Genomic DNA, 14,112 nt, shown 5'->3' on the forward strand with positions numbered 1-14,112 from the left:
GACTCGGGACGACACGAAACGCTGATGGAAATACGCCCCATGCCAGGCGCTCCGGCCGGTCACAATCCCGATCTTTCCTGGCTCGACGGCGGCGGCGAGACCGGCGCGCTCATCCGTGCGTTCGATTGGGCGACCACCGACCTCGGGCCGCTGGAGGGATGGCCGCAGAGCCTGCGCACGACCACCGGCCTGCTGCTGCTTTCCCCCGTGCCCATCGTGCTGCTGTGGGGCGAGAAGGGCTACATGATCTACAACGACGCCTATTCCGTGTTTGCGGGAGGGCGCCATCCACAGCTGCTAGGCTCCGAAGTGCGCAAGGGCTGGGACGAGATCGCCGATTTCAACGACAACGTGATGCGCGTCGGCCTTGCCGGCGGCACGCTCGCGTACAAGGATCAGCAACTGACGCTGATCCGGCGCGGCCTGCCCGAGCCGGTCTGGATGAACCTCGACTACTCGCCGGTCGTCGACGAAAGCGGCAGCCCGGGCGGGGTCATCGCCATCGTGGTGGAGACCACCGAACGGGTCCGCGCCGAGCAGTCCATCCGCGGCAACGAGGCGCGCCTGCGCTTCCTCGACACCTTGCGCGAATCCACCGCCAAATACACCGATGCCGACCAGCTGCTCGCGACGACGACGCGCATGCTCGCCAGGCATCTGGGCGTGTCCATCTGCGCCTACGCCGACATGGACGAGGACGAGAACGGTTTCACCATCCGCGGCGACTGGTGCGCCCCGGGCTCTCCCAGCATCGTCGGTCGCTACAAGCTGACGGACTTCGGCCGCCTCGCGGTGACCAGCCTGTCCGCGGGCAAGCCGTACATCATCCGTGACAACCGGGCTGAACTGCCGCCCGAGGAGTCCGAAGCGTTCCAGCAACTCGGGGCCAGCGCCACCATCTGCATGCCGCTGATCCGCGGTGGCCGGCTCACCGCGCTGATGGCGGTCCACGACCGCGAAGCCCGCGACTGGCAACCGGATGACCTCGCGCTGCTCTCCGAAGTGGTCGAACGGTCGTGGTCGCATATCGAACGCGTGCGTGCGGAGGCCGCCGTACGCGAGAGCGACCGCCGTTTCCGTGAAGCGCTCGAGGCCAAGGTCCAAGAACGCACGGCCGCGCTGATGCAGGCCGAGGAGGCGCTCATGCAGGCGCAGAAAATGGAGGCGCTGGGCAACCTCACCGGCGGCATCGCGCACGACTTCAACAACCTGTTGATGGTCATCCAGGGCAGCCTCGAACTGCTGCGTGAGCGCCTGCCGGAGGAACCGCAACTGTTGCGGCTCGTGGACACCGCGCGCTCGGGCGCGGAGCGTGGAGCGGTGCTGACCCGGCGCATGCTCGCCTTCGCCCGCCGGCAGGATCTGAAAGCCGAACGCATCGACCTGCGCGTGCTGGTCGAGGGCATGACCGAGCTGATGCAGCGTTCGCTCGGTCCGACGATCGTCATCGAAACCCGCTTCGGCCCGGAACCGGCGACGATCGAGGGCGATGCCAACCAGATCGAATCCGCCCTGCTCAACCTCGCCGTGAACGCGCGCGACGCGATGGACGGTGTGGGCACCATGGCCATCCACATCGACGGCGTGGACGTGAACCACGCGCATGGTCCGCTCGTCGCTGGTCGCTATGTGCGCCTGTCGCTGAGCGATACGGGCGCGGGCATGGACGACGCGACGCTGAAGCGGGCCACCGAGCCGTTCTTCACCACCAAGGGCGTCGGCAAGGGGACCGGCCTCGGCCTGTCGATGGTCCACGGGCTCGCCGAGCAGTTGGGCGGCTCTCTCTTCCTTACCAGCCGTCCCGACGTGGGCACGACCGCCGAGTTCTGGCTGCCCGCGACGGACGCCGACGCGGGTGACGATCCGGCCCCGGTCACGGAGACGCCGGTCCTCGTGCCTGCGAATCCCATGCGGGAGGACTCGCCCTGCATTCTCGCCGTCGACGACGACGACCTGGTCCGGGCGACCACGGCCGAGATGCTCCAGGAGCTGGGTTACCGAGTGGTCACCGCGCGCTCAGGCGCCGAGGCGCTCAGCCTGCTCGAGCGCACCCCGGTGGATCTCGTCCTCACCGACCACGCGATGCCGCAGATGACCGGCGCGCAGCTGGCCCAGCGTGTCCGCGAGCTCGATCCCTCACTGCCGGTGGTGATGGTCACCGGCTACGCCGACCTCGCCGGCGGCGCGCACGTCGACATCCCGCGTCTGGCCAAACCCTTCTCGCAGGGTGCGCTCACCGAGATTCTGGCGCGCGCCCTGAAGCGCGCGCAGGCCTGATCGACGGCGGGACACCGGTCTCTCCTCTGAATTCGCCTTCAGCGCGCGTCTGCAGGCGATGTCGCGGGGCTGGCGGATGACGCCGTGGTAAGGGCATCGCCGGAGAGTCGCAGATTGGCCGCGAGATAGTCGCGCATGGCAGGGTCCGGCGGTGTTTCGGCCATGCCGCCGAGATGGCGGTGCAGGGCATCGGCGATGAGGTACAGGCTTGCTTCCCGTGCCAGTGGCCGCTCGTTGCTGTGTCCCGCGGCCGGATCGACCAGCAATGTCACGTCACGATCCAGGTGTTTCAGCTGCGCCGCATATCCGAGTACACCGCGCAAGGCCACGCGCTGATCGTCGCCGCCGGCGATGATCGTCAGAGGGCGTCGCATACGCGTCGCGTTGGCCAGCGGCGACTCGTCGTGCATGCGTTGCAGCGTGCCCCTGTCACCCAGGCCAACCTGCGTCATCCAGAGTTCGAACGGCAGCGGCGACGAGAGCGAGTTGGCCTCCGTCGAACGCGTGATCCAGGCGATGTCCCAGGCAAAGTCCGATGGCGGCACGAGCGCCACACCCACCCGGAACAGTTCGGGCTGCCACGTCACGCCGAGCAACGCCGAATAACCACCGAACGACGCGCCGACGATACCCACCCGGCGTGGATCACCGACACCCGCAGCGAGCAGTGCGCGCACGCCCTCGACGATGTCGCGTTGCACGCGCCCGTTACCGAAGTCGCCCTGCGCGGCGAGCATATAGTCGCGGCCGAAACCGGTGGACCCGCGAAAGTTGGGCTCGAACACCGCATAGCCACGATTCACCAGAAACTGCGAGACCCCCGTGCCGAATTCGTCGGCGGCGACATTGCCCCACGGACCGCCATGGACCAGGGCGACCAGTGGCAATGTGGCCGGGTCGGCCCCGGGCGGCACGCGGACGAAACCATGCAGGCGCATCCCGTCCGACGCCGTCCAGTCGAACGGCAGCTGCGTCGCCATCGACGCATCGGGCAGCCATGACGCCACGCCGCCGTCGCGGCCACGCAGCGGTGGCGTCGTGAGCACTTCGGTAAAGCGGTCGTGCGCGGGATCGAAGAGGTGGTACCGCGCATCCTGCTGCGCTCCACCCCGCTCGACGACGAGCCAGCGATGCGCGCCCGGCTGGAAGCGCAGCGCCTTGCCCGGAAACCGTGCGCGGATCCGGTCGACGCGCGCCTGCGTCGCGGGATCGAGCCCCTGCGCCGCCCATGCGATGCCGCGATACGCGAGGATCGTCGGGCGCCCGGTGGCAGGATCCGCGGTCGCCTCGTCGACATCGGCCACCTGTGCGGGGTCGCCGGCAAGCGGCCGCATCGAACCGTCCGGCTCGAGTCGCTGCAGGCGACAGAGGCTGCCGCCGATGTCGCTCATGAAAAGGGCACGCGCATCGGCGTCCAGCACCGGCCACAGGGCGCAACGCCACATCGCATCGCACCGGAGCACGCGCTCCCGGTGTCCGTCGCGATCGATGCGCAACGTGTCGACACCGGCGCCATCGACCTGCTGCAGCCAGCCGAGGCGGCCATCGTCCGCTAATGCAAAGCCCGTGATCCTGCCCACCGCGTCGGCCAGCCGCTCCTGCTGACCATCGACCCGCACGCGGGAGAGGCGCCAGCCACCGGGCGCACCGTCGGCGTCCAGGACGCGCTCGCGAACGATGACCGCGGCGGGCGAGGTTGCGTCCACCTCCATCACCTCACGCCCGCCCGGGCCGCCGAGTTCGATGAGGGTGCGCGTTCCCGCCTGCCCCGCCGTGGCCAGCGCGAAGAGATGTCGAGGCGACACCAGCAGCAGCCAGCGCCCGTCGTGCGACCAGAGCAGATCCGTCGCGTCGCTGCCGGCCAGGACCTGGCGCGCCTCGCCGGCGTCGGTCGGGGCCAGCCACAGCGAGCGTCCGTCCTCCGGTCCGCGCAGCCACGCCATTTGCCGGCCGTCCGGGGAGAGGGACACCGCCGTTACGGACGGCCGAACCAGAAACGCCGCCCGCTCGAAGCGAGGCGACGCCGGTCGCGAGCGCTCGCGTCGCAGCGCGTCGGCGAAGGCGCCGTCACCCGCCAGCGCGGGCATCGCGAGGGCGAGCGCCATGAGCGCCCCGAACCATAGCCGGCACGAATTCATTACGGTCTCCTAGTAACGGATCAGACGGTGGCGGGAGTCGCCAACGGGCGAACCGCGCGCTCGGCGCGCGGCACGATCAACGCCAGACTGGCGACCGCGGGCAGCCCGACCAGCGCACAGGTCGCCGTCCAGGCCAGGCGACTGCCGAGGGACAGGCTGCGACGCCATGCGACCCACGCCCCGATCGACGCCGCGAAGAGCGACAACACCGCGGCGAGCCAGCGCATCGATGCGGGCACGGGAGGCGTCGCGTACTCGCGATACGGCGACGGCGTGGCGAACAGGCCGGTCGCCCGATCGCGCAAGGTGTAGAGGACCGGCGAGAACCACCAGCTGCGATACCGATAGAACACGGGGAAATCCGGATCCAGCGCGCGTGTCGCCACCGGAACCACGTCGCCCTGATCGTCGACCCACAGCACCGTCTGGTACGGCGGCGCTCCGAGCATGTCGAAAGGACGGCGGCTGAAGGTGAACGAGACCAGATAGCCGTCGACCAGCTCGACCATCTCGGCGCGCGTCTGGTCGCCGGGCAGTCCCGGTATCGCCACGCGTTGTCGCGCCGCCGGCGGGACCGGCGCGTCGAGCAGATGCCTTCCGTCGAACACATAGAGCGCACGGTCGCTGAGGATCACCAGGCTTCCGCCCACCGGCTGCGTACCGAGCAGCCGCTCGCCTTTACCGACGACCAGACGCGGCACGATGCGTCCCACGTTCGCGACGTACTGATACAACGTCTGCCCGGCTATCAGTGCCACATCGCCCTTACCTATGCCGGGCAGGATGCCGGCAGGTGTCGCGATGGCGGGGAACGCCGCGTTGCCGGCACCCACACCGAGTTCGCCCGCGCGCCGGCCATCCGTGAGCCGCATGCCTTCGAAACGCATGCGGTCGTGGCTGAAAGTCCAGCGAATGCGCATGTCGACGTCATCGAACGCGGTCGGCACGGTGTTGCTCATCTCCTGCCACGGCGTGACATCCGGCAGCTGCCGCTCGATCTCGTGCACGTCGGACAGCGACACTTGCTCACGCCAGATCGGCGCCTGTCCGTTACCCGCGTCTTGCAGGCCAGCCAGCATGCGTTCGCGGCCGGTCATGCGTTCGGTTTCGACGAAGCCTCCGTGTGGGGGCGTCGCCATGTTCACCGGGTGGGTGCCTTGCATGATCCACGCGAGCTCGCCCATGAAGCCCAGCAGATTCAGCAACAGGTAGGCGGCGATCTGCACGGGAACGGCGGTCAGGACGATGGCCGGCAGCGAGCGCGGCGCCGCGCCAAGATCCGGTCGGAACGCGACCAGCAGAAGCGCCAGCAACCAGACGCAGGCCAGACCCTGGACCGCGAGCAGCAGCGGGCCGCTGGCCTGCGCGACGAACAGCCAGAACAGGAAGACCAGCGCGCACGACGAATAGCGCCTGTCCGCGAGCACGCCGTACGCGCCGGCGAAGTAGCCGGCGCAACCGACCAACCCGGCAGCGGCCGGTACGATCAGGTGACGCAGGTCCACCACGTGGCCCGTGCCGCGTGCCTGCCATGCCAGTGCGATGAGGACCGGCAGCACGACAGCGCAGGCGATCGCCGCGAGTCCCGCCCCGATCAGCGCGGCGGCGATACGACGGGGCGCGAGCGGGCGGTGCAGCAGGTTCAGCCACTGATTGGGCCGCCGCCATGTGCCGTACTGATGCAGCCCGAGCAGGATGCCGGTAAGCACGTAGCAGGCGCCGATGATGCGAAAGACGTGGATCGGCTGCTGGCCCATATCGACCAGACGCATGAAGAATGCCAGGGCGAGCAGATGAGCGGTGGCGTAAAGCAGTACCCAAAGGCGGTAACGCAGCCATTCGGCCTTGAACAGGTCGCGCATGATCGTTCTCCCTGTGCGACGCGTGGCGGTCACGCCGCGGTCGGCACGGCGTGGTGTTTGGAGAGGAAGCCGTTCACCGCGCGGTCGAGGCTGACCGGCAGGCGATGGATATCGCGTGCGCCGCTGGCGCGCAGAAAATCGGCGAAGCCGTCGCCCTGGTCGAGCACGAGGTAATGCTCGATGCCGTCGATGCGCTGCGCGTCGAGCAACCCGGGAACGACCCGCGGGTCGGGCCTGCGGAACGGGATGTCGGCCACCCAGTGCGCGACACGTGCGCGGAACTCGTCGGGAGGCGAGACATTCCTCAGCGCGCCGCGCTCCATGATGATGAGGTTGTCGGCCACGCGCTCGATCTCCTCCATCTGGTGCGAGCAGTAGATCACCGTGCAGCCCTCGACCGCGTTGGAATGCAGCAGCGTTTCCAGAAACGCGCGTTTGGCCACCACGTCGAGACCCAGGGTGGGCTCGTCGAGCACGAGCAACGCCGGACGCTGGGCCAGACTCAGCGCGAGATTGAATCCGGCCCGCTCGCCGCGCGACAGCTGCGAGACCTTCTGCGTGGGGCGTACGTGATAATGGCCGATGACCTCGTCGAACGCCGGCTGGCTCCAGGCCGCGTACTGGCGCCGCTGCATCGCGGTGACGGCAGCTACGGTCATCCATCCGGGCAGGGTGTGCTCCTCGTTGACGAAGCCGATCCGCTGCCGGTCTTCCGGGCGCAGGTCGCGACAGTCGCGACCGAGGATCCACGCATCGCCCGAGGTGGCCGGCAGGAAGCCGAGCAGGATGCGGAACAGCGTGGACTTGCCCGCGCCGTTCGCACCGACGATGGCGTGGATACTGCCCGGCGCGATGGCGAGATCGAGCTGGTCGATGGCGACCTTGCCACCGTAACGCTTGCTCAGCGCCCGTGTTTCGACGACGTAGTCGTTCGCGCGATGCATGTCGCTGCCCTGGAAATACATCAGGCCGACTTCCGGGTCAGCACGGCCAGCGCCTTGTCCAGGCGGCCCATGGCGCGCTCAGGCGGATAGTCCAGCGCCGCCACTTCATGCACGAAAGTCTGGATCGCTTCGTCCATGCGCCGGTCGCGCTCGTCCTCGCTCAGCCGCTGGCGAGGTGGCGCGACGTAGAGGCCGAGGCCTTGTCGCGACTCCAGCCAGCCTTCCGCCGTCAGTTCGGCATAGGCTTTGGCCACCGTGTTCGGGTTGACGGTCAGCTGCTGGGCCAGACCGCGCACGCTCGGCAACTGCGCCCCGGGCTGCAGTTCTCCCGTGGCGATGCGTAAGCGCACGGCGTCGACGATCTGCTTGCCGATCGGACGGGAATCGCCCGTGGCGATCTGGATGGGAAGGGCCTGGGTACGAGCCATCGGAGTGCACCATGTGTACTAGTGCATGTAGTACAGCAAAAACGCGCCTGTCCCGTCAACAGGTCCGTATGCCGGCCAATCGTCCTGAGGCGCTGCGTCGGCGGCAATAACCAGCACGTGACGTACTGGCTATCGCCGCATCGGCGGCCCCCGCATGGCCTATAAGCCGCTTAGCCGGTTATTTCCCGGTATCGGCTTTCGGCGGCAGGCGGTAGCGCTGCTTGCTGTACGCCCAGCTCGGCCACAACGCATGCGCCAGCGCGGTCTTTTCCAGTGACGGATCCACCGCGACGGGGTCGAGCTTTTCGCCATTGGCGGAATACTCGTGATCGAGCAGGTAGTGGTACTGCGTCGGCGCCTGATTCGGGCGCAGAACGATCAGTTGGTCGCCCTTGAGATAACCGTAGTTGTCGCCGTACTGCATGATCGCGCGGTCCGGATAGCGCTGGGTCAGGTCCGCGCCGAGCATCGGATGCTCGCTGCGAATGCCGATCAGCGAGAGCAGCGTCGGCGCGAGGTCGACCTGGCTGACGATGTGATCGTCCTTCTTCACCGGCACGCCCGCGCCGAGGATCAGTGCCGGAATGTGGAAGTGACGCACCGGCACCAGGCTCGCGCCGAACACGCGTGCGTCGTGATCGGCAACGATCAGGAACACCGTGTGATTCCAGTACGGCGACTGCTTCGCACGCTCGAAGAAACGGCCGATCGACCAGTCCGCGTAGCGCACCGCGTTGGCGTTGCTTGCCGGATCGCCTTCGGCCTTGATACGGCCGGCCGGGTACTCCCACGGCGTGTGATTGGACACGGAGAATGCGACGGTCAACGTGGACTTGTCACCGTCGTCGAGCAGACGCCGATGCAGTTCGTTGAACATGTCCTCGTCCGACGCGCCCCACGAACCCACGAACTGCGGACTGGTCTTGAAAGTCGCACGGTCGACGACTTCATTGAAGCCGTTGCCGTAGAAGAACGAGCGCATGTTGTCGAAGTGAGCTTCGCCGCCGTAGAGGAAGCGCGTGTGGTAACCGAACGTGTCGAGCAGCGCACCCAGGGTGAAGAAGTCGCGCTGGCTGCGCGGAAGCTTCAGGACGGCCTCGGCAGGGGTCGGCAGGAAACCCGTGGTCGTCGCCTCGAGGCCACGCGCGCTGCGCGTGCCCGTGGCGTACGTGCGCTCGAGCCACCAGCCTTCATTGGAGAGCTTGTCCAGCTCAGGGGTGTAACCGGCGCCGCCGAGGCTGCCGACGAACTGCGCACCCAGGCTCTCCTCGAGGATGATCACGAGGTTGAGCGGTTTGTCACCCTGACGCGTCGGCTCCTGCCGATGCAGGCTCGGGTATTGCGGGTCGATCGGCGCGCCGTCGAAACCGGCGGTCTGGCGCACGATGCGGTTCATTTCGTCTTCCGGCATCTTGCCGTAGACGGCGGAGGCCGACCGCTCGTTACCCAGCGCCAGCGCGGCGTTGAGCACGTTGTAGAGCGAGTTCAGCGGCAGCGTGTTGACCATCGCGTCGTTGGTGAAGGCGACCTGCGAGGCATTCAGCGGACGATGCTGCAACGTGCCGCGGCCGGCCAGGAACAGCACGGCGAAGGCCAGCACCGTAACCACCGGGCGCAACCAGCCGCGTAGCGGCGCACGATCCGGCTGGCGGGTCGGCAGCAGACGGAAACCCAGCCAGGCGATCAGCGCGAAGACGATGAGGCCCGCGCCGACCGAGAGCTTGTAGCCCTGCCACAGCATGGAGGCGACTTCTCGGGGGCTGGTCAGGTATTCGAAGTAGAGACGGTTCGGACGCGTGTCGTATTCGGCGATGAACTGCGGCGTCGATACTTCGAGCAGCACGTAGAGCAGCCACCAGAAGCGCAACCACCACGCCGCGATCCGGGTGGGCCAGCGGCGGTGGCCCAGCCACGGCGAGAACAGCGCGGGAAGCGCAACCACCATGGCCAGCAGCGAGAGGTCGATGCGCCAGCCACCGAGCAGGATCGGCCAGAGGCCGCCCGCATCGTGGACGCGGGTCCACTGCCAGACGGACAGGCCGACGCGCGAAAGCGTCAGGAAGACGAGGACGGCGACGATGAAACGCCAGGTAAGCTTGCGCACGATGGAAGTCCGGACCGGGGCGTGGCGGGCCGCCACGCGTGGAAAAACGCCAGTTACAGGCGCATGACTTTACACTGTGCGCCCCACGAACGACTTACAGCCGGCTTTCATGCCGCCGCATGAGGATCCACGATGTTCAGACTGGCCGAAGCCAAGCCGATCGCCACCGGGCATGTCCGCGAGGTGTACCAGCATCCCGACGAGCCCGACCTGCTGATCAAGGTCATCGCCAGCGAATCGATCGAAGCGCGCTGGAACGCCGCCCCGTGGTATCGCCGCATGGCCCGCAGCGGCCCCTACAAGGACTTCGTGCGCGAGTTTCGCGAATACGTCAGCAGCATCTATACCGGCGGCTATGACGACGTGCCCATCGCCCGGGTCGTCGGCCTGGAGATGACGGACATCGGGCTGGGGCAGATCGTGGAGAAGGTGCGCCGGCCCGACGGTGGTCTGGCGCCTACCCTCCACGACTGGGTCAAGGCCGAGGGGTTCACCGCCGTAACGCAGAAGGAGCTGGAAAGTTTCCATGCGCGGCTGCTCAGCCATAACGTGATCGCGGCCGACCTGCATGCCTGGAACGTGGTGTACGGCGAGGATTCCCGCGGTGGGCCGAGGCTGGTGATGATCGATGGCTTCGGCGAGAAGAACATCATTCCGCACTGCTCGATGAATCGGGCGCACAACGCATCGCGGACCAACAAGAAGTACGAGCGGATGCTCAGGCGTACGAAGGCCGAGGCGCCGGCGCTTTGAGGCCCGGCAAGATTGCATCGCCAGCAGGGCTGGCTCCTGCCAGAGCGCGGCATTTGGTGGGTGCCGTGGCCCTGTAGGAGCCAGCCCTGCTGGCGAAAGCTTCTAGCGATCGGTCACGAGCCCTGACGGCAAGCATGCCGCTTTCGAAGCCGCCGAAGGCAGCAAGGAATACCGTAGCCCGTTGGCCAGCCCGACGAACACGACCCGCTCCTTCACCACGCAGTCGTCCAGCGCCTGCCCGGTCACCAGGAGCCAGCGATGCGACGGATCTTCCCTCTGCCAGGCACGCGCATCGGCCAGTTGCTCCGGACCGCTCCTGCTGAAGCCGAATTCCTTCACCGGCCGCACGGCCTGCAACAGGTTTTCCTCGCGCCACAACACCAGGCCAAGCTGTCCGTCGGCGCCGATCAGCTGATCGGCGCGCATCATCACCTGTCGCGCCGATTCATTGGCATTCAACGCCGGGTAGGTCATCACCGGCCAGACGATCCAGCCCGCCGCCATGCCCACCAGCAACGCAATGACACCGCGTCGCGTCCGCCAGAGCGCCGCGCAGACGAGGAACAGCACACCGATCACCACCAGCGCGAGCCACAACGTATGGCCGCCATCGGTCAGCTCGTAGCGGGCGGCCATCTTCTGCGCCGCTCTGGGCTGCTTCAGCAGCGCCCACAGTCCGACGCCGCCAAACACGGCGCCGCAGATCGCGGTGAGTGCCAGACAGAACCGCTGCAACCAGCGTGCCTTCAGCAACTCACCGAGGTAAGGCGCGATCGCCAGCGCCAGCATCGGCAAGGCCGGCAGGATGTAGATCGCCCGCTTGCCCCGGGGAATCGAAAAGAACACCAGGATGAGCAGGAACGACACCAGCGGCATCCAGACGCGCGGCTCGCGCAGGCGCAACGCCTCGCGCCAGCGCGGCAGCATGAGGGGAATCAGCAGCCATACCGGCACCCATTCCTGCAGGATGACGCCAAGGAAGAACCACGGGTACTCCGCGTGCTGCCAGGAGTTGGCGTACCGTTCCGCCGTCTGGCGGAACAGGATGTCCTGCACGTAGGCCAGGTATTCCGGCGTGCGCAGCCCGTACGCGGCGATCAGCATCGGCGCGAGCCAGAGCGACACGGCGATCAGGAAAGCCAGCGCACCGCCGGCCCAGCGCCAGCCGTCGCCCTGCGTGCGCGTGACGCCCGGCCATTGCCGGAAACGCATGACGCCGTAAGGAATCAACATCAGCAGCGCGACGATACCGACGCCCTTGGTGATCACCCCGAGCCCCGCCGCGAAGCACCCGAGCCAGTACATGCGCCAGCTCGGACCACGCAGGCAATGGATCAGGATGCCGACGTTGCCCAGCGTGATCCAGAACAGCGAGAGCGGATCGATCTGCGCATGCCGGATCACGTCGATGAACTGCATCGTCGACAGCACGACGATCGCCGCGTACAGACCGGTGCGAGCGTCCCAGAGACGGCGCCCGGCGTGCCAGACCAGCGCCAGCGTGCCCAGGCCCGATAACAGCGAGGTCAGCAGGAAGGCGCCACGCCAGCCACCGGTGAGCCACATCCACGCCGCCTCGGTCCACATGAGCATCGGCGGCTTGTCCGAGTAGAGCTCCATCCCACGATGGGGAAACAGCCACTGGCCGGATTCGAGCATTTGCCGCGCCACGAGAGCAAAGCGGGGTTCGTCAGGCGGCCACGGGTCGCGCAGTCCTATTCCCGCCGCCAGCACCGCCAGGGCGATGAGCATGAACCCGTAAAATTCACGTCGGGAGGATCGTTCGTCGTTCAAGTGCGGACATGGGACGGCGGCTGAGGTCGCGCCATCCTAGCCGACCTCTTGTGACAGACGCTTACAGACGCCTTATCAGGCGGCGTCGAGCTGAAAGAAGGCCACGCTGTCGACCAGTTCGCGCGCCCGTTGCTTCACGGCGTCGGCCGCCGCCGCGGCCTCTTCCACCAGAGCCGAATTGCTCTGGGTGACCTCGTCGATCTGACGCACGGCCTCGTTCACCTGAAGGATGCCCGCTGCCTGGGCGTCACTGACCGTGGCGATGGAACGCACGGAATGAGTCATGCGCTCGACGCCGCTGGAGAGTTCGGTCATGGCGCTGCCTGCGCTGCCGATGCGGCGGGCGCCGTCGGCGATCGTCTCGACCGATTCGTCCACCAGGAGGCGGATCTCGTTGGCCGCCTGCTTCGAGTGACCCGCCAGCGTGCGTACTTCCGCCGCGACGATATGAAAACCGCGTCCCGCCTCACCGGCACGTGCCGCTTCCACGGCCGCGTTGAGTGCGAGGATGTGGGTCTGCGAGGCAATCCGGTCGATGACGGCGGTGATGTCGGCGATCCGGCCGGACACGTCGGCGATGCGGTCCATTGCGTCGACCGCGTCGCGCATGGCGACCTCGCCTTCCTGCGCGCCGAGCAACGATGCTTCAGCGATGCCGCGCGCCTCGCGCGCATTCGCGGCATTGCCGTTTACGCTGCTCGTGAATTCCTGCATGGACGAGGCCGTCTCTTCGAGCGCGGCGGCCTGCTCGCTCGTGCGCGACGAGAGGTCCAGGTTGCCTTCGGCAATCTCACCGGTCGACTGCGAAATTTCTTCCGCCCCCTGGCGGATCGTCGTCACGACCTGGCGCAGCTGTCGGTTCATGCGGGCCAGCGCGCCCAGCAACTGCGCCGTCTCGTCACGGCCGTGGACGAGGATTTCAGTCGAAAGATCGCCTTCGGCCACGGCTTCCGCGACGGAGACGGCCCGACCGATCGGCCGCGTAATGCTCTGCGCGAGCAGCACGGTGATCACCACACCGAGCGCGACCGCGCCCAGCACGACCGCACCGAGCAGAATCAGGGCGGCGCGGAAGGCCGCGGCGCTTTCGTCCTCCAGACGAGCCGAGGTCGTCGCCGACTCCTTCTGCACCCGGGCCACGATGTCATCGATCGCGGCCGTCGGAGCGCGATCGATTCCCTTCACCAGGCCATCGACCACGTGCGCACTTCCCGGATTGGACGCCGCGTACTGGGCAAGCGCGGCAAGATATTTCTCGCGCAGGGTGGCGTGCGTCGCTTCGATGGCGTCGATTTCGGCCACGGAGGACCCCACGCCGGCCAGCTGCGCACGCAGCCGCTCCAGGTCCGCCTTCACGGCGTCCGCCTGCGTGCCGAACGCCGCGCGGTACTTCTGGAAGGCGGCGGGATCGGCACCGCGAAGCAACAGGTCCTTCCATTCCTGTACCTGCTTCTTGAAGTCGACCTGGGCCACGCGAGCGGTATCCGCCGCGGTGGAATAGGCCAGCGCCGTGCGGGCCGACGCCACCTGGACCTCGTGCATACGGGCAAGGCCGCGCCAGCCACCGATGCCGACGATGACCGTCGCGGCAAGGAGAATGGCACCCAGGACGGCAAGCCGGGTGGCGATACGAAAACGGTTGAACGACGTCATGACTGGGGACCGGATGGAGACGCAGTCCGCTTGCATCGTGAGGGATAGGCTCTTTATCGGCACGGTCCACCACGCCTTGACCGGTATCGGCCGACGCGGATGTGAAGGGGCCCATTTCAATTTTCCGGAGCTGGCACGTCTAGGGTGTTCGCCGGTGCG

At 67.4% G+C, this 14,112-nt stretch carries 9 protein-coding genes; 2 read left to right on the forward strand and 7 right to left on the reverse strand.

The window, feature by feature from the left end:
* Positions 1-39: 39 nt before the first annotated feature.
* Positions 40-2,277: a response regulator gene (locus FA87_RS18110; protein WP_043696507.1), complete on the forward strand. Its 2,238-nt coding sequence runs from the start codon at positions 40-42 to the stop codon at positions 2,275-2,277.
* Positions 2,278-2,315: 38 nt separating this feature from the next.
* Here the strand turns inward: FA87_RS18110 and FA87_RS18115 are convergent, their stop codons facing one another.
* From FA87_RS18115 to FA87_RS18135, 5 genes are all read right to left on the reverse strand, one after another.
* On the reverse strand, positions 2,316-4,415 hold the full coding sequence (locus FA87_RS18115; RefSeq protein ID WP_081996645.1) for an LpqB family beta-propeller domain-containing protein: 2,100 nt from the start codon (positions 4,413-4,415) through the stop codon (positions 2,316-2,318).
* Between the two features lie 20 nt (positions 4,416-4,435).
* A complete protein-coding gene (locus FA87_RS18120) occupies positions 4,436-6,277 on the reverse strand; it encodes a hypothetical protein (RefSeq protein WP_043696513.1) in 1,842 nt (613 codons plus the stop codon).
* A 29-nt stretch (positions 6,278-6,306) separates the two neighbouring features.
* A complete protein-coding gene (locus tag FA87_RS18125) occupies positions 6,307-7,242 on the reverse strand; it encodes an ABC transporter ATP-binding protein (protein WP_239709133.1) in 936 nt (311 codons plus the stop codon).
* Positions 7,242-7,649, reverse strand: coding sequence for a GntR family transcriptional regulator (locus tag FA87_RS18130; protein WP_036109366.1), 408 nt, complete (start codon positions 7,647-7,649; stop codon positions 7,242-7,244). Before FA87_RS18130 ends, FA87_RS18125 begins: the two co-directional genes overlap by 1 nt.
* 178 nt (positions 7,650-7,827) lie before the next feature.
* Positions 7,828-9,753: an LTA synthase family protein gene (locus FA87_RS18135; protein ID WP_043696516.1), complete on the reverse strand. Its 1,926-nt coding sequence runs from the start codon at positions 9,751-9,753 to the stop codon at positions 7,828-7,830.
* 132 nt (positions 9,754-9,885) lie between these two features.
* Here FA87_RS18135 and FA87_RS18140 point away from each other — a divergent pair, with 132 nt between their 5' ends.
* The gene (locus FA87_RS18140) at positions 9,886-10,506 is read left to right on the forward strand and encodes a YrbL family protein (protein WP_036109361.1); all 621 of its coding nucleotides are present in this window, start codon (positions 9,886-9,888) and stop codon (positions 10,504-10,506) included.
* A gap of 102 nt (positions 10,507-10,608) precedes the next feature.
* On the opposite strand, the gene FA87_RS18145 is transcribed toward FA87_RS18140, so the two are convergent.
* Both FA87_RS18145 and FA87_RS18150 read right to left on the reverse strand, forming a co-directional pair.
* Positions 10,609-12,258, reverse strand: a complete 1,650-nt coding sequence (locus FA87_RS18145; protein ID WP_052191434.1) for a glycosyltransferase family 39 protein — start codon at positions 12,256-12,258, stop codon at positions 10,609-10,611.
* A 117-nt stretch (positions 12,259-12,375) separates the two neighbouring features.
* Positions 12,376-13,953 carry a methyl-accepting chemotaxis protein gene (locus FA87_RS18150; protein WP_043696522.1) on the reverse strand — a complete coding sequence of 526 codons (1,578 nt, stop codon included), beginning with the start codon at positions 13,951-13,953 and terminating at the stop codon, positions 12,376-12,378.
* Between the last annotated feature and the right edge of the window lie 159 nt (positions 13,954-14,112).

Source organism: Luteibacter sp. 9133 (assembly GCF_000800155.1).
In the GTDB taxonomy this organism is placed as follows: Bacteria; Pseudomonadota; Gammaproteobacteria; order Xanthomonadales; family Rhodanobacteraceae; genus Luteibacter; species Luteibacter mycovicinus.

Coding starts and splice junctions, on each gene's coding strand:
- FA87_RS18110 (WP_043696507.1), top strand. CDS start 40: ATGCCAGGCGCTCCGGCCGGTCACAATCCCGATCTTTCCTGGCTCGAC.
- FA87_RS18115 (WP_081996645.1), bottom strand. CDS start 4,415: ATGAATTCGTGCCGGCTATGGTTCGGGGCGCTCATGGCGCTCGCCCTC.
- FA87_RS18120 (WP_043696513.1), bottom strand. CDS start 6,277: ATGCGCGACCTGTTCAAGGCCGAATGGCTGCGTTACCGCCTTTGGGTA.
- FA87_RS18125 (WP_239709133.1), bottom strand. CDS start 7,242: ATGTATTTCCAGGGCAGCGACATGCATCGCGCGAACGACTACGTCGTC.
- FA87_RS18130 (WP_036109366.1), bottom strand. CDS start 7,649: ATGGCTCGTACCCAGGCCCTTCCCATCCAGATCGCCACGGGCGATTCC.
- FA87_RS18140 (WP_036109361.1), top strand. CDS start 9,886: ATGTTCAGACTGGCCGAAGCCAAGCCGATCGCCACCGGGCATGTCCGC.
- FA87_RS18145 (WP_052191434.1), bottom strand. CDS start 12,258: ATGCTCATCGCCCTGGCGGTGCTGGCGGCGGGAATAGGACTGCGCGAC.
- FA87_RS18150 (WP_043696522.1), bottom strand. CDS start 13,953: ATGACGTCGTTCAACCGTTTTCGTATCGCCACCCGGCTTGCCGTCCTG.